The sequence below is a fragment of the Streptomyces sp. NPDC001770 genome (genome assembly GCF_053596135.1).
The window spans coordinates 220,206-243,850 of the sequence record NZ_JBSFFN010000003.1 but is presented as its reverse complement, the minus strand read 5'-3'; the positions used below and the strand labels follow the sequence as shown (position 1 = coordinate 243,850).

At 71.5% G+C, this 23,645-nt stretch carries 13 protein-coding genes and 2 pseudogenes; 6 read left to right on the top strand and 9 right to left on the bottom strand.

The features are described from left to right. The first annotated feature begins 44 nt into the window (after positions 1 to 44). A complete protein-coding gene (locus ACWCSV_RS04725; RefSeq protein ID WP_451138492.1) occupies positions 45 to 1,592 on the top strand; it encodes an ATP-dependent DNA ligase in 1,548 nt (515 codons plus the stop codon). Positions 1,593 to 1,659: 67 nt separating this feature from the next. On the opposite strand, the gene ACWCSV_RS04720 is transcribed toward ACWCSV_RS04725, so the two are convergent. The 6 genes from ACWCSV_RS04720 to ACWCSV_RS04695 all read right to left on the bottom strand — a co-directional run bounded on the left by ACWCSV_RS04720 (position 1,660) and on the right by ACWCSV_RS04695 (position 15,067). Continuing rightward, entirely contained in the window at positions 1,660 to 3,021 is a 1,362-nt protein-coding gene (locus tag ACWCSV_RS04720; RefSeq protein ID WP_451138490.1) for an NAD(P)/FAD-dependent oxidoreductase, read from the bottom strand. A gap of 185 nt (positions 3,022 to 3,206) precedes the next feature. Beyond that, on the bottom strand, positions 3,207 to 7,487 hold the full coding sequence (locus tag ACWCSV_RS04715) for a molybdopterin-dependent oxidoreductase (protein ID WP_451138488.1): 4,281 nt from the start codon (positions 7,485 to 7,487) through the stop codon (positions 3,207 to 3,209). Between the two features lie 232 nt (positions 7,488 to 7,719). Continuing rightward, complete coding sequence (locus ACWCSV_RS04710) at positions 7,720 to 9,501, bottom strand: ABC transporter ATP-binding protein (protein WP_451138486.1); 1,782 nt, start codon at positions 9,499 to 9,501, stop codon at positions 7,720 to 7,722. Continuing rightward, positions 9,498 to 11,378, bottom strand: a complete 1,881-nt coding sequence (locus ACWCSV_RS04705; RefSeq protein ID WP_451138484.1) for an ABC transporter transmembrane domain-containing protein — start codon at positions 11,376 to 11,378, stop codon at positions 9,498 to 9,500. Before ACWCSV_RS04705 ends, ACWCSV_RS04710 begins: the two co-directional genes overlap by 4 nt. A 211-nt stretch (positions 11,379 to 11,589) precedes the next feature. Next, the gene (locus tag ACWCSV_RS04700) at positions 11,590 to 14,532 is read right to left on the bottom strand and encodes an FAD-binding and (Fe-S)-binding domain-containing protein (RefSeq protein ID WP_451138659.1); all 2,943 of its coding nucleotides are present in this window, start codon (positions 14,530 to 14,532) and stop codon (positions 11,590 to 11,592) included. 91 nt (positions 14,533 to 14,623) lie between these two features. After that, the gene (locus ACWCSV_RS04695; protein WP_451138482.1) at positions 14,624 to 15,067 is read right to left on the bottom strand and encodes a MarR family winged helix-turn-helix transcriptional regulator; all 444 of its coding nucleotides are present in this window, start codon (positions 15,065 to 15,067) and stop codon (positions 14,624 to 14,626) included. 231 nt (positions 15,068 to 15,298) lie between these two features. Here ACWCSV_RS04695 and ACWCSV_RS04690 point away from each other — a divergent pair, with 231 nt between their 5' ends. Continuing rightward, positions 15,299 to 17,104 (top strand): ABC transporter ATP-binding protein, encoded by a 1,806-nt coding sequence (locus ACWCSV_RS04690; protein ID WP_451138480.1) that lies wholly within the window; start codon positions 15,299 to 15,301, stop codon positions 17,102 to 17,104. 175 nt (positions 17,105 to 17,279) lie between these two features. After that, positions 17,280 to 18,140 (top strand): endolytic transglycosylase MltG, encoded by an 861-nt coding sequence (gene mltG, locus ACWCSV_RS04685; protein ID WP_451138657.1) that lies wholly within the window; start codon positions 17,280 to 17,282, stop codon positions 18,138 to 18,140. A gap of 112 nt (positions 18,141 to 18,252) precedes the next feature. Here mltG and ACWCSV_RS04680 read toward each other — a convergent pair whose 3' ends face one another. Further along, positions 18,253 to 19,377, bottom strand: coding sequence for an NAD(P)-binding domain-containing protein (locus ACWCSV_RS04680; protein WP_451138478.1), 1,125 nt, complete (start codon positions 19,375 to 19,377; stop codon positions 18,253 to 18,255). A 112-nt stretch (positions 19,378 to 19,489) separates the two neighbouring features. Between ACWCSV_RS04680 and ACWCSV_RS04675 the strand changes: the two genes are divergently transcribed. The 3 genes and pseudogenes from ACWCSV_RS04675 to ACWCSV_RS04665 form a co-directional block, all read left to right on the top strand. Next, positions 19,490 to 19,912 (top strand): secondary thiamine-phosphate synthase enzyme YjbQ, encoded by a 423-nt coding sequence (locus ACWCSV_RS04675; protein WP_451138476.1) that lies wholly within the window; start codon positions 19,490 to 19,492, stop codon positions 19,910 to 19,912. 224 nt (positions 19,913 to 20,136) lie between these two features. Further along, positions 20,137 to 20,349: a hypothetical protein gene (locus ACWCSV_RS04670; protein ID WP_451138474.1), complete on the top strand. Its 213-nt coding sequence runs from the start codon at positions 20,137 to 20,139 to the stop codon at positions 20,347 to 20,349. Positions 20,350 to 20,434: 85 nt separating this feature from the next. Further along, positions 20,435 to 20,658: pseudogene (locus ACWCSV_RS04665) on the top strand (transposase family protein); the annotation flags it as partial. A 293-nt stretch (positions 20,659 to 20,951) separates the two neighbouring features. On the opposite strand, the gene ACWCSV_RS04660 reads toward ACWCSV_RS04665, so the two are convergent. Together ACWCSV_RS04660 and ACWCSV_RS04655 are read right to left on the bottom strand one after the other, a co-directional pair. Beyond that, positions 20,952 to 22,829: a chitobiase/beta-hexosaminidase C-terminal domain-containing protein gene (locus ACWCSV_RS04660; RefSeq protein WP_451138655.1), complete on the bottom strand. Its 1,878-nt coding sequence runs from the start codon at positions 22,827 to 22,829 to the stop codon at positions 20,952 to 20,954. A 108-nt stretch (positions 22,830 to 22,937) separates the two neighbouring features. Further along, a pseudogene (locus ACWCSV_RS04655) lies at positions 22,938 to 23,279 on the bottom strand (hypothetical protein); the annotation flags it as partial. Between the last annotated feature and the right edge of the window lie 366 nt (positions 23,280 to 23,645).

Sequence of the window (23,645 nt, the reverse complement as noted above, 5' to 3'; positions counted from 1 at the left end):
ATTCTCTCCGGGCGGCGCGCGCCTCCCCGTAGGACCATGGGCCCATGCTGCTCATCCGGCTCGCCCAGGTCTCGCTCCAGGTCGCCGGGGCCCCCGCCAGGAACCGCAAGGTCGAGCTCCTGGCCGGCCTCTTCCGGGACGCGGCCCCCGAGGACGTCCCCGTCGCCATTCCGTACCTCGCCGGGCGACTGCCGCAGGGGCGGCTCGGCATCGGCTGGTCCACCCTCGGCGACCCGGCGGAACCCGCCACCGAGCCCACCCTCACCGTCGCGCACACGGACGCCGAGCTGACCGCGATCGGAGCGCTGACCGGCCCCGGTTCCCGGGCCGCCCGCGCGGAGCGGCTGCGCGCGCTCCTGGGCGCGGCCACCGCCGAAGAACAGCAGTTCCTCCGCGCCCTGCTCCTGGGTGAGCTGCGCCAGGGCGCCCTGGACGCCATCGCCGTGGACGCGCTGGCCCGCGCGTCCGGCGCGGCGGGCGCCGAGGTACGCCGGGCCGTCATGCTCGCCGGCTCACTCCAGGACGTGGCGGTCGCCCTGCTCGCGGACGGACCCGGAGCGCTCGCCCGCTTCCGGCTCACCGTGGGCCGGCCGGTCCACCCGATGCTCGCGCACTCCGCCGGCACGGTCGGCGAGGCGATCGACAAGCTCGGGAGCTGCGCGGTGGAGGAGAAGCTCGACGGCATCCGCGTACAGGTGCACCGGGACCACACCGGCGTACGCGCCTTCACCCGCACCCTGGACGACATCACCGACCGGCTCCCCGACCTGGTGACCGCCGTCGCCGGCTTCCCCGGCGAGCGCTTCGTCCTCGACGGCGAGGTGATCGCGCTCGGCCCGGACGGCCGGCCGCGCCCGTTCCAGGAGATCGCCGCCCGGGTGGGCTCCCGGCGCGACGTGGCACGGGCCGCCGCGGAACTGCCGGTGGTCCCGGTCTTCTTCGACGTCCTGCTCGTGGACGACGAGGACCTCCTGGACCGGCCCCTCACCGAACGGCACGCGGCCCTCGCCCGGCTGGTCCCCGAACACATGCGGGTACGCCGCACCCTGGTGACCGGCCCGGCCGGGACCGCGTCGGACACCGGGGCCCGGGACGCCGCCGACGCCTTCTTCGCCGCGACCCTGGAGCGCGGTCACGAAGGCGTGGTCGTCAAGGACCTCGCCGCCCCCTACAGCGCGGGCCGCCGGGGCGCGTCCTGGCTGAAGGTCAAGCCCGTCCACACCCTCGACCTCCTGGTGACGGCCGTCGAGTGGGGCAGCGGCCGGCGCACCGGGAAGCTCTCCAACCTGCACCTCGCCGCGCTGGGACCGGACGGCACCCCCGTGATGCTCGGCAAGACCTTCAAGGGGCTCACCGACCAGCTCCTCACCTGGCAGACCGAACGCCTGCTCGCGCTCTCCACCGGCGACGACGGGCATGTCGTGACCGTACGCCCGGAACTCGTCGTGGAGATCGCCTACGACGGTCTCCAGCGCTCCACCCGCTACCCGGCGGGCGTCACCCTGCGGTTCGCCCGGGTTCTGCGCTACCGCGAGGACAAGCTCCCGCAGGAGGCGGACACCGTGGCCACGGTGCTCTCCCGGCAGAGCTGACCCCGCACACGCGGAGGGCGCCGCCCGGAGACCTCCCGGGCGGCGCCCTCCCACAGCGCCGAAACCGTCACTTCCGTTTCGCGGCGGACTCCGTGCGCGCCACGAGTTCCTCGGGGCTCAGATAGGCGTCCGTGTACTCGAAGTCCCGCAGCGTCGCAGACTTGCGCGACTGGAAACCGGTACGGACGAAGTCGTCACCGGCGACCGCGTTCAGCAGCCAGTTGGTGAGCACCCGGGTCTTCGCGACGTTCGTGCGCAGCGCCGACCAGTGGTAGCCGCGTGCCACGGCCTGCGCGGGGATGCCCTGCAGTTCGATCCCGAGCGGCTTGGAGACCGCGTCCCGGCCACCGAGGTCCACGACCAGCCCCAGGTCCTTGTGCTCGTACGGCTGGAGCGTGCCGCCCCGCAGGGACGCGAGGACGTTGTCCGCCACGACCCGGCCCTGGCGCATCGCGTGCTGCGCGGTCGGCGGGCAGACCGCGCCGTCGCCCTTCGCGAGGTCGGGCACGGCCGCCGCGTCGCCCAGCGCGAACACCCCGTCGGCGCCCGGCAGCGCCATTTCCGGATTCACCGCCAGCCGGCCGCGTACGGTCTCCGCGCCCAGCGTGGCGATCAGCGGGCTCGCGGCCACCCCGGCCGTCCAGATCAGGGTGCGGCACGGCAGCACCCGGCCGTCCGTGAAGGTGACTTCCTCCCGGTCCGCCTTCGCGATCGACACCCCCAGCGACACCTCGATGCCGCGCTTGCGCAGGATCTTCATGGCGCTGACCCCGAGCTTGTCGCCCAGCTCCGGCATGAGCTTCGGGGCGATGTCGATCAGATGCCACTTGATCAGCTTCGGGTCCAGCCGCGGGTAGTGCTTCACGGCGTTGGTCGTCAGCCGCTGGAGACAGGCCGCCGTCTCGGTCCCGGCGTAACCGCCGCCCACCACGACGAACTGGAGCCGCGACGCACGCTCCGCCTCGTCCTGGCTGGCGTCCGCGACATCGAGCTGCTCGATGACGTGGTCCCGTACGTACGCGGCCTCGGCGAGCGTCTTCATGCCCCGGGCGTGGTCCAGCAGACCGGGGATGTCGAACGTCCGGGTCACACTTCCGGCGGCGAGCACGATGTAGTCGTACGGCTCGTTCACGATCTCGTCCGTGATCTTGCGGATCACGCAGATCTTCGCCTTGGTGTCCACGCCGATCGCCCCGCCCGGCACGATCCGAGTGCGATGACGGCTGCTGCGCCGCAGTGAGACGGCCACCGACTGGGGGGTGAGCACGCCGGAGGCGACCTGCGGCAGAAGCGGCAGGTACAGCTGGTACGAGAACGGCGTGACGAGCGTGATCTGCGCTTCTCCCGGCGAGAGCCGACGCTCCAGACGGCGCACGCACTCGACCCCGGCGAAGCCGGCGCCGACGACGAGAATCCTGGGTGGTGCCACGGTGTGCGTCCCTTCTCAGGCTTACGCGGTCGTGTCTCACCTGCCCCGAAGTCCGGGCGGGTCACCTCACATCCTCACCGCAGACCCCTGAACGCGCCTCCCGGCCCGGGGGACCGGGCCCAGGGGCCCGACGGCCACCGGAACCGGGCCCTACCCGAACGGGTCAACGACCCGTCCCGGCGCCGTCAGTAGACGTCGCGCACGTACCGCTTCTCCGCCGCGAGGCGCCTGACCCAGGCGGCGGCCTCGTCGGTGTCCATGGAGCCGTGTGCGGCGACGATGTCCCGGAGCGCCCGGTCGACGTCCTTGGCCATGCGTCCGGCATCCCCGCACACGTAGAAGTGCGCACCGTCCCGGAGCCACTGCCACAGGCGGGGGCCGTGCTCGCGCATCCGGTCCTGGACGTAGACCTTGTTGCGCTGGTCGCGGGAGAAGGCCAGGTCCAGGCGGTCGAGGTGGCCGGACGCCAGGTGCGCCTCCAGGTCCTGGCGGTGGTAGAAGTCGGTGGCCCGGCGCTGCTCGCCGAAGAAGAGCCAGTTGGGGCCGGAGTGGCCGCGCGCCCGCCGTTCCTCGAGGAAGCCGATGAAGGGCGCCACTCCGGTGCCCGGGCCGACCATGATCATGGGGGTGGACGGGTCCGCGGGCGGACGGAAATGCGGGGAGCGCTGCACGAACACCTGGACCGGGCCGTCGTCGGCGTGGTCGGCGAGATAGGTGGAGCAGACTCCCTTGCGGTCGCGGCCGAGACGGTTGGCCCAGCGGACCACGGAGACGGTGAGACGGACCTCCCCGGGGTGGGCCAGCGGGCTGGAGGAGATGGAGTACAGGCGGGGCTGGAGGCGCTTGAGCGCCCCGGCCCAGTCCGCCGCCGACGCGCGGACCGGGAACTCGGCGGCGACGTCGGCCGCCTGGCGGCCCCAACTCCACTTGGCGAGGGCGTCCTTGTTGTCGGGACGCAGCAGCCGCTTCAGTTCGTGGCTGTCGGTGCGTTCCATCAGGAACCTCAACAGCCCGGTGCTGACACGGGAGATGTCCAGCCGGGTGCGCAGCGCCTCCTCCAGCGCGAGCGGCCCGCCGTCGCCGAGGTCGACCGGCTCATCGGGACCCAGGCCGGTGAGGGCCAGCCATTCGGCCGCGAGACCCGCGCTGTTGGCCGGCCAGACGCCGAGGGCGTCCCCGGCGTCGTAGGCGAGTTCCCCGTCGCGGGTGTCGAAGGCGAACTGCCGTACCTCCTTGCCGGAACCGGGCAGGCTCAGCAGCCTGTTGCCGACGAGCAGGGTGGCGAACGGGGACGTCCTGGTGTAGCCGGCCGGTACGGGCGTCGCAGCGGCGGACGCGAGGGGGCGAGCGGCGGTGGCGGGGTGCGCGGCGACGGACCCGCCCGACGTGGATGCGGCCAGGGCGGTGAGTACCTGGCCGAGCCACTCCTCGGCCCGCTCCCCGGCGTCGGGTTCGCAGTCGGCGCGGGGCACGAGGCGGGTGGCTCCGAGGGCGGCGAACCGCTCGTCCAGCCGGCGGCCGTGGCCGCAGAAGTCGTCGTAGGAGGAGTCGCCCAGGGCGAGGACCGCGTACCGGACCCCCTCCAGCCGGCCGGCCTTCTCCATGGCCAGGTCCTGCCAGAAATCGGCTCCGTTGTCCGGTGCTTCGCCGTCGCCGAAGGTACTGGTGACGAGGAGGACGTCGGTCCCGGCGGAGAGGTGCGCCGATGTCGCCTCCGCCATGGGGAGGAGCTCGGCGGTACGGCCCGCCAGGGCGAGGCGTGCGGCGGCGCCCTGGGCGAACTCCTCGGCGTTGCCGGTCTGGGAGGCCCACAGAAGGACCAGGCGGCGGGCCGGTACGGCGGTGCCGGCGACGGGCGCCCCGGTCCGGTCCGGCATTCCGGCCGGATTGGTGGTGCGTGCCGGGTCCGCGGTGCCGGCTGCTGCGCCGGTGCGGGCGGGGGCAGCGGTGCGGGCCGGCGCGGTGGTGCGGGAGAACATCCCCGCGAGGACACCGTCGACCCAGAGGGCGTGGCCGGTGTCGAACGGCGCGTCCGGCGGCAGCACCGGAACGCCGGCGGCGGGCGGGGCGGCGGCGAGACCGGAGAGGTAACCGGAGAGATAGCGGCGCTCCGGCTCGGCCAGCGGGGGTGGAACGAGGTCGGGCAGCCCGAGCAGGGCGGCGAGCGCCTGGACGGGGGAGTGGGCCGGGACGGCCGCGGCGGCGACCGGTACGGGGGCGGGGAGCGTGGTCACGGGTGCGGTCTCCGTTTCGGTGCTCGGGCGGCCCGCCGGGACGGGGGCCGCCGTCCGGGCGAGGGTGACGGCGCAGACCTTGAACTCGGGCTGGAAGGAAAGCGGATCGACGGCGTCGTTGGTGACCGCGTTGACGCTGAGGTACTCGCCGAACAGGTCGTTCCAGTGGAACGGTGCGAACACGGTGCCCGGCCCGACCCGGTCGGTGACCACCACGGGCAGGACGGCGCGCCCGCGACGGGAGGTGACCTCCAGACGGTCACCTTTCGCCACGCCGAGCGACCGCGCGTCCTCGGGGTGGACCTCCACGAACGGCCCGGGGTTCAGCTTCGTCAGTCTGGCGACCTTGCCGGTCTTGGTCAGCGTGTGCCACTGGTGCTGCAACCGGCCCGTGTTCAAGAGGAACGGGAATTCGTCGTCGGGGAGTTCGGCCGCCGGCAGATGCGGGCGGGCGAAGAAACGGGCGCGTCCGCTCGCGGTGGGGAAGGCCAGACGGGGGCGGGAGCCGTCCTCCCTCACCAACAGTGCCTGGCTGACACCGTCGTTGAGGTAACGCACCGGATTGCGGTCCGGCCCGGCCGCGTCGGGCGCCGGCCACTGGACGGGAGTGGCGCGCAGCCGTTCGTAACTCACCCCGCGCAGGTCCCAGCCCGTCGCCGGATTCCACGCCTGCTTCAGCTCCTCGAAGACCTCCTCGGCCGACGCGTAGGTGAATCCCTCGGCGAAGCCCATCGCGCAGGCCACCCGGGCGATCAACTGCCAGTCGGGCAGCGCCTGTCCGGGCGGGTCGACGACGCCTTGGACAAGCGTGAGGTTCCGCTCCGAGTTGACCATGACCCCGTCGGACTCCGCCCACAGTGTCGCGGGCAGCACCACGTCCGCGTAGGCGTTGGTCTCGGTCTCGGCGAACACGTCCTGGGTGATGACCAGTTCGGCCGCCTCCAGACCTGCGATGACGGTCTTGCGGTTGGACACCGAGGCGACGGGGTTGGTGCAGATGATCCAGCACGCCTTGATCTCACCGGCGGCCAGCTGCTCGAACAGCTCCACCGTGCCGTGCCCGACTTCGGTACGGAGTGAACCCCCGGGGATCCGCCACAACTCCTCGACGAAGGCGCGCTCGGCGTCGACCAGCACCGACCGCTGGCCGGGCAGTCCGGGGCCCATGTACCCCATCTCACGCCCGCCCATGGCGTTGGGCTGCCCGGTCAGCGAGAAGGGGCCTGAGCCGGGGCGGCAGATCGCGCCGGTGGCGAGGTGCAGGTTGATCAGCGCGTTGGTGTTCCACGTCCCGTGCGTCGACTGGTTCAGCCCCATGGTCCAGCAGCTCATCCACTCGCCGGCCTCGCCGATCCACCGCGCGGCCAGCCGGATGTCGTCCTCCGGGATGCCCGTGATCTCCGCGACCCTGTCCGGCGGCCAGTCCGCGAGGAAGGCGGGCATCTCCTCCCAGCCCTCGGTGAACCCGGCGATGAACTCCTCGTCGGTGTGGCCGTCCGCGACCAGCAGGTGCAACAGGCCGTTCAGCAGGGCGAGATCGGTGCCGGGCCTGATCCGCAGGAAGAGGTCGGCCTTGTCCGCGGTGGCGTTGCGGCGCGGGTCCACGACGATCAGCCTGGCGCCGGACGCCTTCACCCGGTCCATCATGCGCAGGAAGAGAATGGGGTGGCAGTCGGCCATGTTGGAGCCGATGACGAAGAACGCGTCCGCGCGGTCGAAGTCCTGGTACGAGCCGGGCGGCCCGTCGGCGCCGAGCGACAGCTTGTAGCCGGTGCCCGCGGAGGCCATGCAGAGCCGGGAGTTGGACTCGATCCGGTTGGTGCGCACGAACCCCTTGGCCAGCTTGTTCGCCAGGTACTGCGCCTCCAGGGACATCTGCCCGGAGACGTAGAAGGAGAGCGCGTCAGGGCCGTGCTCGTCCAGGATCGCCCGCAGCCGCCCCGCCACCGAGGCGACGGCCTCGTCCACGTCCGTCCCGACCGGCTCGGCGCCCCGCTCGGCCCGTACCAGCGCCCGGCCCACCCGGCCGGGCGCCGCCATCAGGTCGGCGCTGGTCGCCCCCTTGGTGCAGAGGCGGCCCGCGTTGGCCGGGTGTGCCTTGTCGCCGGACGCCCTGGCCACCCGGCGCCGGCCGTCGGCCGGGTCCCGTACCAGGTCGAGCACGATCCCGCAGCCGACGCCGCAGTACGAACAGACCGTACGGACGCTGCCGTCGTCCGAGCCAGATGCCACCGAACCCCCACCCCGCGGTGCGTGCCTTACCGGGCGGGACCCTCCGCCTTGGGGCTGACCCAAGGCGCTGATCCCGAGAACAGCACCGTAGGAAGGCCGAATTTCCGGACGGTGACGCGCTGGAGGCACGGGCGGTTACTCCCCGCGCACACGCCCGGGGAGAGAGGTGTGAGGCGGGCGGGGCGGGCGGCGGGGCGCGCCGGAGGCACGGCCTCCGGCGCGCCCCTTTCGCTCACCCGTGCCAGGACCGCCAGAGCGCCGCGTACGCGCCGCCGGCCGCGACCAGCTCGTCATGGCTGCCGAGTTCGCTGATCCGGCCCTCCTCCACGACCGCGATCACGTCCGCGTCGTGCGCGGTGTGCAGCCGGTGCGCGATGGCCACGACCGTCCGGCCTTCGAGCACCCGCGCGAGCGAGCGCTCCAGATGCCGGGCCGCACGCGGGTCCAGCAGCGAGGTCGCCTCGTCGAGCACCAGGGTGTGCGGATCGGCCAGCACCAGCCGTGCCAGCGCGATCTGCTGGGCCTGCGCCGGAGTCAGCGCCAGGCCGCCCGAACCCACCTCGGTGTCCAGACCGTCCGCCATCGCCCTCGCCCAGCCGTCCGCGTCCACCGCCGCCAGCGACGCCCACAGCTCGGCGTCCTCGGCACCGTTCCGCGCCAGCAGGAGGTTGTCGCGGAGCGAACCGACGAACACGTGGTGCTCCTGGTTGACGAGCGCGACATGCTCGCGCACCCGCTCCGCCGGCATCCGGGACAGCTCCGCGCCGCCCAGTGTCAGCTCACCCGTCCTCGGCGCGTAGATGCCCGCCAGCAACCGGCCCAGCGTGGACTTGCCCGCCCCCGACGGGCCGACCAGTGCCAGCCGGGTGCCCGGGGCCACGCTCAGCGACACCTCGTGCAGCACGTCCACCCCGGAGCGGTAGCCGAAGTTCACCTCGTCCGCCCGGACCTCCCGGCCCTCGGGCCGGACCGATTCGTCGCCGGCTTCCGGCTCGATGTCGCGTACGCCCACCAGTCGCGCCAGCGAGACCTGGGCCACCTGCAACTCGTCGTACCAGCGCAGGATCAGTCCCAGGGGATCGACCAGCATCTGCGCCAGCAGCGCGCCCGTCGTCATCTGCCCGACGGTGAGCCATCCCTCCAGCACGAACCAGCCGCCCAGCATCAGCACGCTGCCGAGGACCGTCACGTACGTCAGGTTGATGACCGGGAACAGCACCGAACGGAGGAAGAGCGTGTACCGCTCCCACCGGGTCCACTGCGTCACGCGCAGCTCCGACAGAGCCACCCGGCGCGCGCCGAGCCGGTGCGCCTCCACGGTCCGCCCCGCGTCCACGGTCTCCGCGAGCATCGCCGCCACCGCGGCGTACCCGGCGGACTCCGAGCGGTACGCGGAAGGGGCGCGCCGGAAGTACCAGCGGCAGCCGGCGAGCAGCAGCGGCAGCGCCACCAGCACCGCGAGCGCCAGCGGCGGCGCCGTCACCGTGAGCGCGCCGACCAGCAGTCCGGACCAGACCACACCGATGGCGAGCTGCGGTACGGCCTCCCGCATGGCGTTGCCCAGCCGGTCGATGTCCGTGGTGATCCGGGAGAGCAGATCACCCGTGCCCGCCCGCTCCAGAACGCCCGGGGGCAGCCCCACCGCCCGTACGAGGAAGTCCTCGCGCAGGTCGGCGAGCATCTCCTCGCCGAGCATCGCGCTGCGCAGCCCCATCGTCCGGGTGAAGAGCGTCTGGATCACCAGGGCGACCACGAAGATCGCCACCGTGCGCTCCAGGTGCAGGTCGGTGACCCCGTCCGCGAGATCCTCCACCAGCCCGCCGAGCAGGTAGGGCCCGACGACGGAGGCGATCACCGCGACCGCGTTGGCGGCGACGAGCACGGCGAACGCGCCGCGGTGACGCCGCAGCAGGTCCCGGACGTAGGCCCGCACGGTGGCGGCCGAACCCACCGGCAGGGTGGTGGACGTCGTCGGTGCGGCCGGGTCGTACGTCGGTGGTGCGAGGCCGATCATGCCCTCTCCTCGATCTCTCCGGCTTCCCGGATGCTGTGCGGCTCGTCGACTGTGCCGACCGCTCCGGAGTCGTGCGCGGTGCGGGTCCGTGCGGCCGCCGCCGTCTCCGCCTCGGTCTCCCGGGTGACGACCGAGCGGTAGAGCGGTTCGGTGAGCAGGAGCTCGCGGTGTCCTCCGGCCGCGACGACCGTCCCGCCGTGGACCAGTACGACCCGGTCGGCGAGGTCCAGCAGCAGTGGGGACGAAGAGAACGTCACGGTCGTCCGGCCCCGGCGGAGTTCCTTGACGCCGGCACCGACGCGGGCCTCCGTGTGGGAGTCCACGGCCGAGGTCGGCTCGTCCAGGACGAGCACGTCGGGGTCGGTGACCAGGGAACGTGCCAGTGCGAGACGTTGCCGCTGTCCGCCGGAGAGCGAACGGCCGCGCTCGGTGATGTGGGTCCCCATCGGGTCGCCGTCCGCGTCGGCGGACGCCTGGGCGAGCGCGGCCAGTACGTCGGCGCACTGGGCCGCCGCCAGTGCGTCCTCGGCACGCACGGCCCCCGACGCGGGCACGTCGAGCAACTCCCGGAGCGTGCCGGAGAGCAGTACCGGTTCCTTGTCCTGGACCAGGACGGCGGTACGCGCCCGGTCCAGCGGCAGCTCGTCCAGTGCGACACCGCCCAGCAGCACGGACGGCGCCACGTTCTTGTCCGGCTTCCCGTCCGGTGCCGCGTCGGCCGCGGCGTGGCCGCCGAGGCGCTCGGCCAGCCGTCCGGCTTCGTCGGGGTCGCCGCAGACCACCGCGGTGAGGAGGCCCTCGGGGGCCAGCAGCCCGGTGACCGGGTCGTACAGATCGCCGGCGGGGATCGCCTCCCCGGCGTCCACGGCGGGAGGACGCGTGTCCCGGCGCAACGCCAGCACCCGGACCGCGCGTCGTGCGGAGGGACGGGAGAAGGAGTAGGCCATGGCGATCTCGGTGAACTGGCGCATCGGGTACAGCAGCAGCACCGCCGAGTTGAACACCGTCACCAGCTGCCCCACCCGGATCTCGCCGTCCCGGGCGAGCCCGGCCCCGTACCCGACCAGTGCGATCAGCAGCGCGCCGGGCAGCAGCACCTGGACCGCCGAGATCAGCGACCACATGCGGGCGTTGTGCACGGCCGCGCGGCGGACTTCCTGGGAGGCGCGGCGGTAGCGGTCGAGGAAGAGGTCCTCGCCGCCGATGCCGCGCAGCACCCGCAGCCCCGCGACGGTGTCCGAGGCCAGCTCGGTGGCCTTGCCGGCCTTCTCCCGCTGGAGATCGGCCCGCCGGGTCGCCCGGGGCAGCAAAGGTATGACCGCCAGGGCGAGTACCGGTACGGAGAGCGCCACCAGGACGCCCAGCGACGGCAGGTACACCACCAGCCCGACGCAGATCAGCACGAGGGCCGCGGCCGCGGCGGCGAAGCGGGAGAGCGCCTCGACGAACCACCCGATCTTCTCGACGTCGCTCGTCGACACGGAGACCACCTCACCCGCCGCCACCCGCCGGGTCAGCGCCGAGCCGAGCTCGGCGGTACGCCGGGCGAGGAGCTGCTGCACCCGGGCCGCCGCGGTGATCCAGTTGGTGACGGCGGTGCGGTGGAGCATGGTGTCGCCGAGCGCGATGCCGATGCCGAGGAGCAGGATCATCGCCCCGGAGAGCACGAGCCTGTCGCCCGACCCGTCGATGACGGCCTGGACCGCGAGTCCGGTCGCCAGCGGCAGACCGGCGAGGGCCAGTTGGTGGAACAGCCCCCAGGAGAGCGCCTTGAGCTGTCCCTTGAGCTGGTTGCGGCCGAGCCAGAGGAGGAAGCGCGGCCCGGACCGGACATCAGGATCGCCGGGGTCCCGGTACGGAAGATCACGAATCTGCATGAGGTCCCAAGAATCGGAAGGACGGAGTCCACCGGCGACGCGCCACCGGCTGTCCGGCCAGGAAGAGCGGGACAGCCTTGGCCGAAGTGGTGAAGGGCAAACAGCAAGGCTTGCCTCCCGTTCCGTTCCGGGCAAATGATTTTCCGTGGATCGGGGCCGTTTTCGCCTGAAAGCCGAAGGGCTCGGAAGCCCAACAGCCCGGACCGGGGCGTCAGTCGGACGGACGCGTCGCCCGTTCCAACTCGGTCAGGACGGAACGGTAGGGATGCCCGGTGGCCCGGGTCATGCCGATCTCGCACATCCGGTTGGCCGAGAGATGGGCGTCGTGGTCACGGGAGCCGACCTCGGCGGCCTCCTTGGCCGTCGCCGCATCGGTCAGCTCCTTGTGCAGCATCCCGCGGTCGCCGGCGAACCCGCAGCACTTCGCGTCGTCCGGCAGGAACACCTCCTGGGCGCACGCCCCGGCGAGCGTACGCAGCCGGTCCACCAGCTCCAGGTGCTCCATCGAGCACGTCGGGTGCACGACGGCCGACGTGACCCCGCGCTCCACCGTGAGGCGGGGGAGCAGCTCGTCGGCCGCCCACACGAGGGAGTCCACCACCGTCAGTTCCCGGTGCAGGGCGCGGTTGTCCCCGGTGAGGTACGGGACGACCTCCCGCGCGATGCCGAGGGTGCAGGAGGTGGCGTCGACCACCAGCGGCAGAGCGCCGCCGCCGGTCCAGCCCCACGCCGCCTCCACGATCCGGTTGGCCATCACGGCGTTGGCCGCGTCGTACCCCTTGGAGTGCCAGATCGTCGCGCAGCAGGTACCGGCGGTGTCGTCCGGGATCCACACCGGCCTGCCCGCGCGGGCGGAGAGGGCGACGACGGAGTACGCCAGTGACGGCTCCCGGTCGCCCTCGGGGCCGGCGAAGATGCGGTTCACGCACGCGGGGAAGTAGACCGCGTGCGCCCCGGCCCGCTCGGTGGGCGGGAGCCTGCGGGAGGCCGCCGGGGGGATCTCCGGCAGCCACTCGGGCACCAGGTCGGGGCGGACCGCCTTGCGGGCGAGCCGGGTCACCGCCGTCAGCAGCGGATCCCGCACCCGGTCGCCGAGCCGGTCCGCCGCGGCCACGGCGAGCCGGGCGGCCGACTCCACCACCCGGAAGTGCCGCGCGGTGAGCACCGCGATCCGTTCCTCGCGGGGCGAATGCCTCAGCGAGCGGAAGCCCTTCATCATCGCGCCGGTGTCGATGCCGACGGGGCACGCCAGCATGCAGGTGGAGTCGCCCGCGCAGGTGTCGACCGCGTCGTAGCCGTACGCGTCGAGCAGCGCGTCCTCGACGGGGGAGCCGTCCGGCTGGCGCAGCATCTCCCGCCGCAGCACGATCCGCTGGCGCGGCGTGGTGGTGAGGTCCTGGCTGGGGCAGGTGGGTTCGCAGAAACCGCACTCGATGCACGGGTCCGCGACCGCCTCCACGGAGGGGATCGTCTTGAGGCCGCGCAGGTGCGCCCGGGGATCGCGGTCGAGTACCACGCGGGGGGCGAGTACCCCGTCCGGATCGATCAGCCGCTTGGTGCGCCACATCAGCCCGGTCGCCCGCGGCCCCCACTCCCGCTCCAGGAAGGGGGCGATGTTGCGGCCGGTGGCGTGCTCGGCCTTCAGCGAACCGTCGAACCGGTCCACCACCAGCGTGCAGAACGCGTCCATGAACGCGGCGTACCGCTCGACGTCGGCGGGGACGCCCGCGTCGAACGCCAGGAGGAAGTGGAGGTTGCCGTGGGCCGCGTGACCCGCTACCGCCGCGTCGAAGCCGTGGTGCGCCTGGAGTTCCAGCAGGGCCTCGCAGGCCTCCGCCAGCCGGGACGGCGGGACCGCGAAGTCCTCCGTGATCAGCGTCGTGCCCGAGGGGCGCGAGCCGCCGACGGCGGTGACGAACGCCTTGCGGGCCTTCCAGTACCCGTTGACCGTCCCCGCGTCCCGGGTGAACTCGTTGGTGACCGACGCGGCCGGAGCCACGAGGGAGAGCCCCGCCACCACCTCGGCCGCCGCCCGCTCGTACGCCTCCTGCCCCGCCTCGTCCGGGGCCCGGAACTCGACGAGCAGGGCCGCCGTCTCCCGGGGGAGGGCCGCCCAGTCCGCCGGTACGCCCCGCACGCTGACCGAGGCGCGCAGGGTGTTGCCGTCCATCAGTTCCACGGCGAGGGCACCGGCAGCGTTGAACAACGGCACGGCGGCGGCAGCGGCGCTCAGCGAGGGAAAGAAGAGGAGCGCCGTGGAGATCCGCCGGTCGAGCGGCAGCGTGTCGAAGACGACCTCCGAGAGGAAACCGAAGGTGCCCTCGGAGCCGACCATCAGCCCGCGCAGGATCTCCACCGGCGTCGAGCCGTCCAGGAACGCGTCGAGACGGTAGCCGTTGGTGTTCTTGATCTCGTACTTGGCGCGGATGCGGGCGGTCAGCGCCTCGTCCGCCTCGATCTCCGCCTTCAGCGCCATCAGGCCCTCGCAGAGGTGGGGCTCCGCGTGCGCGAGGAGTTCGTCGGCGGCCGGGTCGGCGGTGTCGACCATCGTGCCGCCCGGCAGGACGAAGGAGAGAGAGGAGACCGTCCGGTAGGAGTTCCGGGTGGTGCCGGCGGTCATCCCGGAGGCATTGTTGGCGACCACTCCGCCGACCGTGCAGGCGATCGCACTGGCCGGGTCCGGACCGAGCACCCTGCCGTACCGGGCGAGGGCGGCGTTGGCCCGGGCGATCGTGGTGCCGGGGCGGATCCTCGCCCGCGCACCGCCGTCCAGCACCGTCACCCCGCTCCAGTGGCGGCGCACGTCGATGAGGATGTCCTCGCCCTGGGCCTGGCCGTTCAGGCTGGTGCCGGCCGCCCGGAAGACGACCTTCCGCCCCTTGCCGTGCGCGTACGACAGCACCGCCGAGACGTCGTCGATGTCCTCCGCGACCACCACGACCCGGGGCAGGAAGCGGTACGGACTGGCGTCGGAGGCATACTTCACCAGGTCGGAGACCTTCCAGAGCACCTTCCCCGCGCCCAGCAGGGCGACCAGCTCCGAGCGCAGGGGCTCCGGGGTGCCCGCCGCGCTCCGGTCGGACACGCGGTCGGGGGCCGCCCCGCGCGCCCGGCCCGGACGGAGGGCCTCCGGCTTCGGCTCCAGCAGCGGCAACGTGGGCAACGGTCGCGTCTCCGGCAACTCCGGCATCTCGGCATCCCCTCGGGCGGCCGGACGCGGTCCTCCCGCGTCCGGGTGCGACGGCTCAGCAGCGGCGCCCCGGCAGTCCGTCGACCAGGGCGGCCAGCAGCCCGCCGAGCACCTCGCGCTGCTCGGCGGTCAACGGAGCCAGGATCTCCTCCGCGGCGGCTCGGCGCGCGTCGCGCAGCTCTCCGAGCGTGGCCCGGCCCTTGTCGGTGATCTCGATGCGCACCACGCGCCGGTTCACCGGATCCGGGGCCCTGCGCACCCGCTCGCCCGCCTCCAGGCCGTCCACCAGGCTGGTCACCGCGCGCGGGACGACGTCCAGCCGCTGCGCGAGATCGGCCATCCGGGGCGGGGAGTCGTACTGGGCGACCGCGCGCAGCAGACGGAACTGCGCGGGCGTGATGCCGATCGGCTCCAGCTGGCGGCTCTGGATGCGGTGGAGCCGGCGGGTGAGCCGCAGGAGCTGTTCGGCGAGGTGGCCGTCGGAATCGGGGGAGTCCATGCCGGAACAATATCAGGACCAGGTTCATTGTGAGTATAGGTAACAGTGAGGTACGCTCTTCACGGTCCGGATCGCCCGACCCCTCCGGGGTGACGGGCGGGGTCGGACCGCCGACCCGGCGCGTACGGGCGCGCACGGCCCCTGCGGATCCGGCCCGCCGGGACGCCGCGCGAGCCGGACCCGCAGGGCCTTCCGGCCTTCCGCACTTCCACAGCCCCCATGAAGGAGCACATGAAACCCGACGGACCCACCTGGACGCCCCCGCCCAAGGACGGCACGCAGCCGCCGCCCGAGGTGCGCCGCATCCTCCGCCTCTTCCGCCCCTACCGCGGCCGTCTCGCGCTGGTCGGGCTGCTGGTCGGCGCCTCCTCCCTGGTGTCGGTCGCCTCCCCCTTCCTGCTCCGCGAGATCCTCGACACCGCGATACCGCAGGGACGTACCGGCCTGCTCACGCTGCTCGCGCTCGGCATGATCGCCACCGCCGTGATGAACAGCGTCTTCGGCGTGCTCCAGACCCTGATCTCCACCACGGTCGGCCAGCGCGTCATGCACGATCTGCGCACCGGCGTCTACACCCAGCTCCAGCGGATGCCGCTGGCCTTCTTCACCAGGACCCGTACCGGTGAGGTGCAGTCCCGCATCGCCAACGACATCGGCGGGATGCAGGCGACCGTCACCTCCACCGCCACCTCCCTGGTCTCGAACCTCACCGCCGTCGTCGCCACCGTCGTCGCGATGGTCGCGCTCGACTGGCGGCTCACCCTCGTCTCGCTGCTCCTGCTGCCCGTCTTCGTCTGGATCAGCCGCCGCGTAGGACGGGAGCGGAAGAAGATCACCACCCAGCGGCAGCGGCAGATGGCCGCGATGGCGGCGACCGTCACCGAGTCCCTCTCCGTCAGCGGCATCCTGCTCGGCCGCACGATGGGACGCTCGGACTCGTTGATCAAGGGCTTCGCCGAGGAGTCGGAGCAGCTGGTGGACCTCGAAGTCCGCTCCAACATGGCAGGACGCTGGCGGATGTCGACGATCGGCATCGTCATGGCCGCCATGCCCGCCGTCATCTACTGGGCCGCAGGCCTGACCCTGAGCTCCGGCAGCACCGCCGTCTCCATCGGCACGCTCGTCGCCTTCGTCTCGCTCCAGCAGGGGCTCTTCCGGCCCGCGGTGAGCCTGCTCGCGACGGGCGTCCAGATGCAGACCTCCCTCGCGCTCTTTCAGCGCATCTTCGAGTACCTGGATCTCAAGGTCGACATCACGGAGCCCGAGAGCCCCGTCCGGCTGGACCGCATCCGCGGAGAGATCGCCTTCGAACACGTCGGCTTCGGCTACGACGAGAAGAGCGGGCCCACCCTCGACGACATCGACGTGAAGGTACCCGCGGGCAGCAGCCTGGCGGTGGTCGGCCCCACCGGATCCGGCAAGTCCACCCTGAGCTACCTCGTGCCCAGGCTGTACGACGTCACGTCCGGCCGTGTGACGATCGACGGGGTCGACGTGCGGGACCTCGACTTCGACTCCCTCGCGAGGGCGGTCGGAGTGGTCTCGCAGGAGACCTACCTCTTCCACGCCTCGGTCGCCGAGAACCTCCGGTTCGCCAAGCCCGACGCCACCGACCAGGAGATCGAGGCGGCGGCGCGCGCCGCGCAGATCCACGACCACATCGCGTCGCTGCCCGACGGCTACGACACCCTCGTCGGCGAGCGCGGCTACCGCTTCTCCGGCGGAGAGAAACAACGCCTCGCCATCGCCCGTACGATCCTGCGCGACCCCCCGATCCTGGTGCTCGACGAGGCGACCAGCGCCCTCGACACCCGTACGGAACACGCCGTCCAGGAGGCGATCGACGCCCTCTCGGCCGGCCGCACCACGCTCACCATCGCGCATCGCCTCTCCACCATCCGTGACGCGGACCAGATCGTCGTACTGGAGGGCGGCCGGACGGTCGAGCGGGGCACGCACGAGGAACTCCTCGCGCAGGACGGCCGCTACGCCGCCCTCATCCGCCGGGACACCCGCCTGGAGCCTGCGGCGGGGTGACCGCCGGCACACCTGGCTGCCTCGGGCCCTGACCGCTCCGGGATTCCTCCCCGGGATCTGCCCGCTCGTCACCCGGCCGCAGGGTTCCGGGGTGTTGAGTTCCTGGGTGTCGAGCGTCGTTCCCGTAGATCCGAGGCATTTGTACGGTTATCGTGCCCGCATGGTGCGTGCCCGCATGGTGAACGAGCCCGATGCCCTCCGATACCGCAGGAGGCTGCGCCCCACGCGGCGGGGCAAGGCGATGCTGCTCCTCGGGGGCGCGTTCGTGGCCGCCGTCACGGTCGCGGCCCCCTTGCTGGTTCCGCGGGGCGCTCCCGAGGCGGGGGCCGAGGAGACCGCGTCCCTGGTGATCCCCGAAGGGTGGCGGGCGGGGCAGATCTATGCGGCCGTCGACCGGGCGCTGGGGGTTCCGCAGGGCACCACCGAGAACGCCGTGCCCGGGGCGCACCTGCCGCTGCCCGAGGCCGCACACGGCAATCCGGAGGGGTACCTCTTCCCGGCGACCTACCCCATCCGCCCCGGAACGACCCCCCGGAGTCTGCTTCGCTACATGGTGGACACGGCGGCCCAGAGGTTCGGGGACGACCGGATCACCGACGGGGCGCTGCACCACCACATCTCCGCCTACCAGACGGTGACGCTCGCCAGCGTCATCCAGGCGGAGGCGGACACCGCCTCCGACATGGGGAAGGTGGGCCGGGTCGTCTACAACCGCCTGCACCAGGACATGCCGCTGCAGATGGACTCGACGCTCAACTACGCCCTCAGGCGCTCCACGCTGGACACCACCACCGAGGACACCCGGATCGACAGCCCCTACAACACCTACCGCCGCAAGGGTCTCCCTCCCACCCCGATCGGCAACCCCGGCGAACAGGCGATGCGGGCCGCCATCGGCCCCACGGCGGGCCCGTGGCTGTACTTCGTGACGGTCGGGCCGGGGGACACCCGCTTCACCGAGAACTACGAGGCGCACCGGCGGAACGTCGCCGAGTTCAACCGGAGCCGGGAGAACGCGGCCGCGGCTCCCGGATGACGACGGGACGCGGGCCGCCCGGACGGTCCGAGCGGTCCGGACGGTCCGCGCGGTCCGAGCGGCCCGGACGGTTCGAACGGTCCGGACGATGCGAACGGCTCCGGACCAGGGATTACGCAGGCATGCGTACGCCCACCGGCGCTGCGGAGGCCTCGGCCAGCAGCCGCATGACCGAACGCACCGCGGTACGCCCGGCGCGGTTGGCGCCTATGGTGCTGGCGGACGGGCCGTAGCCGACCAGGTGGACGCGCCCGTCCCGTACCGCCCGCGTGTTCTCCACCCGGATGCCGCCGCCGGGCTCCCGCAGTCTCAGCGGGGCCAGGTGGTCGATGACGGGCCGGAATCCGGTCGCCCAGAGGATCACGTCGGCGTCGATGCCGGCGATCCGGCCGTCGTCCCAGGCCACCCCCGTCGGGGTGATGCGGTCGAACATCGGCAGCCGGTCGAGGATCCCGCGCGCCCGCGCGTCGCGGACGGCTTCGTTGAGGGGCAGACCGGTCACGCTCACCACACTCCGGGGCGCAAGACCCCGGCGTACCCGTTCCTCCACCAACGCGACCGCGGCGCGCCCCTGTTCGGCCCCGAACGGACCCTCGCGGAAGACGGGCTCGCGCCGGGTCACCCAGTACGTGGCCGCCGCGACGTCGGCGATCTCCATCAGGTGCTGCGTACCGGAAGCGCCACCGCCGACCACCACCACCCGCAGCCCGGCGAACTCCTCCGGCCCCGGATAGCCGGCCGTGTGGAGCTGCCGCCCGAGGAACGTCTCCTGCCCGGGATAGCGCGGCCAGAACGGCCGGTCCCAGGTGCCGGTCGCGTTGATCACGGCTCGCGTGGCGTACGCCCCCTCGGACGTCTCGACCAGCAGCTTTCCCCCGCTCCTCGCTCCGGCCGCTTCCCTGACCGCCCTGACATCCACCGGCCGGTGCACCCGGAGCCCGAAACGGCGCTCGTACGCGTCGAAGTACCCACCGATCACCTCGGAGGAGGGCAGATCCGGGTCGGCGTCGGTCAGCTCCATGCCCGGCAGCGAGTGCATCCCGTGGACCTTGCCGTACGTCAGAGAGGGCCAGCGGAACTGCCAGGCGCCACCCGGACGCGGTGCGTGGTCGAGAACGACGAAGTCCCGGTCCGGCTCCAGGCCGACCCGCGCCAAGTGGTGCGCGGCGGCCAGCCCGGCCTGCCCCGCACCGATCACCACCACGTCCGTGTCCCGCGCTGCCTCAGAATCGTTCACGCTTCTACCAACTCCGGAAGTGCGGCACCTCTTCCCTGCCGAGCGGCCGACTGACCGCCGTGTCCGCTGATGCGGTCGGGCATCCTGCGGCCGGGGGCGGGAAGATGGCGGCATGCCTGATTCCTTCACCACGCATGTCCTGCACCTCACTACCGGAAGGACGGAGACGGTCACCGACCTGACCGGCGACTGCGAGCAGTTCCTGTCCCGCGCCGCCGCGGGCCGGGACGGCCTGCTCAACATCTTCGTCCCCCACGCGACGGCCGGGATCGCCGTCCTGGAGACCGGAGCCGGCAGTGACGACGACCTGCTCGCGACCCTGCACACCCTGCTCCCCGCCGACGACCGCTGGCAGCACCGCCACGGAACCCCCGGCCACGGCCGCGACCACGTCCTCCCCGCCCTCGTACCGCCCCACGCGACCCTGCCGGTGATCGCGGGGCGCCTGGAGCTGGGGACCTGGCAGTCGGTGTGCCTGGTCGACACGAACGTCTCGAATCACCACCGTCAGGTGCGGCTGAGCTTCCTCGGATAGAGCGTCCTTCGGCGGGACGCTAGTGCTGTGACCGCAAGGGTTCACCGGGTTACCTGGCAGGATCGCCCCGTGCGGGATGAGAAGCTCGACGCGCTTGCACAGATGATGGCAGAGCACATGACCAGGCCGTTCCCACCCGGCTTCCGCGGCCTGGACGTCGAAGGCCGGGACATGGTGATGCTTGACTCGGGCGCCTATGCCTACGCCGCCCGCGCCAGGAAGGCATGCTCAGCGAACAGGCCTTCGTACGCCTGACGCGGCGGCTGACGTCGTCGTTCGGGAAGGTCCTTCCGGCGATCGACGACGAGTACGCGGCCATGTACTACACGCATCTGCACATCATGGTCGTGCTGTCCGCCGAGATCGAGAGCCGGCGCAAAAAGCAGCCCCGCCAGGAGTGCGGGAGACCAGGTGAACCTTTGCGGTCAGAGCACTAGTGAGGAAGTTCGGCCGTACCAACCGAGTGAGGTGCAGAGTCCGTTCATCGGCCCGCGAATCACCGATTTTCGCCCCATTTGATCGACCCCGGACGTCCTGGTCGGCCGGGCACCCGGTCTCCATGGAGCGCTCACCGGCCTTGGCGAGGGCGCCCACGTCACCGTTGACGGCACCTTGATCCCCATCGACCGGGTTGCCGCGGACGAGCCGTACTACTCGATGAGGCACCGCAGGCACGGGATGAACGTGCAGGTCATAGCCCGCCCGACGGCACACCACTGTGGTTCTCGCGTGCGACACCGGGTCGCCCCCCATGAGTCGAACGAGGTATCGCCCGGCTCAAGTCCTGGCGGACCTTCAGAAGACCGTGATGCAGCACGAACCGCATGACGCCAATCGCCGAGGCCATCACCACCCTGGAGAAGCGACGCTGAAAGCGCTCACTCAACCCGCGCCACAACCGGCCGGGGTCCGCGCAGCACCGTGCCGTCCACGATGACAACCAGCACCTGGCCCTCGGGTGGCGCCGCACACCACACACCGGGGCTCCTCGCAACCGCGAGGAGCCCCGGTGTGCCACTTTTCACGTCAGGTCATTGCCTCACGGGTAGGCGACCACATTGCTGGGAGTGGTGTCCGAGGCGGTCACCGCCCCCGTGTCGTTGATGACGTGGGTGATGGTGCCCACGCCGCCGAGTGAGACCGTCAGAGCGCTGTGGAACTTCACGCCGGGAGTGTTGGGCACCTCGAAGGCGTGGTAGCTGTTCACCGCGGGGTTGACGTTGAAGTAGCAGTAGCTGCCGAGTCCCCACGCCTCGTGGGTGGTGACGCCCGCGCCCACCTTGTAGGCGGCATATCCGTTGACCCCTGCCGCGCTCATCCACGCGGCCTGATTGGGCACGTCGTACGGCATCTCGTTCTGGAAGAAGATCGTCTTGCCGTTCTGGCCGTTCCAGACGACTTCGTGTTTCTGGTAGTGCTCGACGAAGAGACCGGTCGCCAGAACGCTGCTGCCGTTGACGATCAGGCCGGTGTCCGCCGTGTTGGTCGTCCAGCCGAAGGATCCCGCCTTGCCGTGGTCGGCACGCCAGGCCCAGATGTGGTCGATGATCACGTTGTTGCTGTTGACGATCAGGCTGGTCGTCGCCTTGCCGGCGATCTGGCCACCGATCCGGAAGAACACGTCCTGGATGGTCGTCGGGTTGCTCGCGTGGCTCGCGGACGATCCGGACGGGCCGACGGTCAGCAGCGCCGCCGAGTTGGTGGTTCCGGCGTCGATCAGCAGGCCCTTGAGCCGGACTCCGTCCACGTCGGCGACCTGGATCGCGTTGACGCCGTTGTCCGGGACGAAGGTCGGGTAGCCGATGCCGAGGACGACCGTGTTGGCCCGGGTGACGTTCAGCGTCTGGTTCAGGTGGTAGACGCCCGGCGTGACGAACAGGTTGCAGCCCTGAGAAAGGGCGTTGTTGATGGTCGCGGCGGTGTCGCCGGCCTTGACCACGTAGAACTGGCTCATCGGCTGGGAGGTGCCGGGAGTGCTGCCGTTCGCCCAGCTCGCCCCCGACGCGTTGGTGCGCAGCGACGGAAGGAACACCCGGTACTTTCCGGCGCCGTCGATGTACAGATACGGCACGTCACGGGAGACCGGGGTGGTGGCCAAGGTGGTTTCGGGCGGGTTGGGGAAGGTGTTCGCGGGAGCGCCCGCGGTGCCGGAGAAGACCATGTTCCACACGCCGCCGGCCCAGCTGCCCACGTTACTGTCCCGGGTGTACCACTGCTGCTGCGAGATGGACGCCGCCTGGCCGCTGACCTTGGTGTCGGCGATGTAGCCGCCGCTCGCCCAGCCGTAACTGGCCGGGTAGAGCTGCAGGTCGCCGCGGACGTCGATCCGGCGGAACGGGGCCGCCTGGGCCACGGCCCAACGGTTCCCGCCCACCGGATTGATGGCCAGATTCTCGGCCGAGCGCCAGAAGTTCTGCGTCGCGTTGCCCGCGTCCGAGGCGTTGAAGGCGTCCACGGTGACGTGCCCGTTGATGGTCACGTCGCCCGGATTCTGTCCGAGACCCGCCACCGAGGTGTAGTAGCCGACATTGTCGTCGACGGCGTACGTACCCGGCTTGAAGAGCTGTGCCACCCGGTTCTCGCTGAACTGCGCGGAGGCGGTGTCCTTCATCTGGGCGAACTGCGCGTCGAGCTGCGCCTGAATGGTGGCACTGGACATGCTCGGGTCGTAGATGTGGACGTTCGGGCCGAAGTCCGGTGTGTCCGACTGGGTGGGGCAGCTCGCCGCTGCGCCGATCGTGTAAGTCGCACTGGCGACGGCCGAGTCGGCGAGTCCGGACTTGATGGCGATGGCCTTGATGGTGGTGGTGGCCGTGACGCTGATCGGCGCGCTGTACAGAGTGGACGCCGCGGTGGGGGTGGAGCCGTCACGCGTGTAGCGGATGCTCGCGCCCGCGGTCGCGTCGGCGAGCGTCACGCTCTGGGCCGAAGCGTAGCTGCCCGCTGCGGGAGTGAAGGTGGGTGTGGCAACGGTGCCGGTTCCACCACCCCCCTGGGTGTACGTGAAGTGGGGTGTGTCGTACTGCGGTCCGCTCTTCTCGTAGGTGAACCAGTACTCCAGGACCGTTCCGTTGGCGAGCGAGCCGACGGTCTGCGTCCACGTGCCCGCGTTGTTGGTCATACGGACGTTCTGTTGGTTGGCGCTGTTGACCAGGTAGTGCACATCGACGTAGACCGCGGACGTGGTCGGTGTGAACGAGATCTGTGCTTGTGTGGAGCTCAGTTGAGTGACGCTCTGGGTGTAGTCAGGCGCGGCTGCCGAGGCGGGGGTGGCGCTCTGATCGAGGCCGAGGAGTCCGACGAGCGCGAGTAGGAGCGCACTCAGCAGAGCGATGACGCGGTGCTTCGGACCTGGCAGGCATCTCATGCGGCCGGGCGGGACGGTAGTGCGCATGGGGGGAGTCCTTTCACCTGGTTTCGTGAAGTGAACACCGATCAACGCGGAAGACGGGGTGCAGACGGTCTCGGCACTGTGCGGTGCATCGCCTTGACAACTCTGCAGACCTTTGAATCAACCTCTTGAAAACGCTCTCAATCTACGGATGAGCGAGGTGCTGGATCTGTCAAGGAAGTGTTGAGTGACAACGGTGAACCGTCAAGAAGATGCACAAGCTTCAAGTATTGAACGCCTACTGCGCGCCAAGTCGCATCCAAGTTCGGCCGCGAGGGGGTGGGTTCGCGAGTTGTCGCACCTGGCCTCCGGGATCGGCTTCCCAGGATTCGGGTCTTCGCC

Coding starts and splice junctions, on each gene's coding strand:
- ACWCSV_RS04705 (WP_451138484.1), bottom strand. CDS start 11,378: ATGCAGATTCGTGATCTTCCGTACCGGGACCCCGGCGATCCTGATGTC.
- ACWCSV_RS04675 (WP_451138476.1), top strand. CDS start 19,490: ATGCCTGATTCCTTCACCACGCATGTCCTGCACCTCACTACCGGAAGG.
- ACWCSV_RS04725 (WP_451138492.1), top strand. CDS start 45: ATGCTGCTCATCCGGCTCGCCCAGGTCTCGCTCCAGGTCGCCGGGGCC.
- mltG (WP_451138657.1), top strand. CDS start 17,280: ATGGTGAACGAGCCCGATGCCCTCCGATACCGCAGGAGGCTGCGCCCC.
- ACWCSV_RS04670 (WP_451138474.1), top strand. CDS start 20,137: ATGCTCAGCGAACAGGCCTTCGTACGCCTGACGCGGCGGCTGACGTCG.
- ACWCSV_RS04695 (WP_451138482.1), bottom strand. CDS start 15,067: ATGGACTCCCCCGATTCCGACGGCCACCTCGCCGAACAGCTCCTGCGG.
- ACWCSV_RS04690 (WP_451138480.1), top strand. CDS start 15,299: ATGAAACCCGACGGACCCACCTGGACGCCCCCGCCCAAGGACGGCACG.
- ACWCSV_RS04710 (WP_451138486.1), bottom strand. CDS start 9,501: ATGATCGGCCTCGCACCACCGACGTACGACCCGGCCGCACCGACGACG.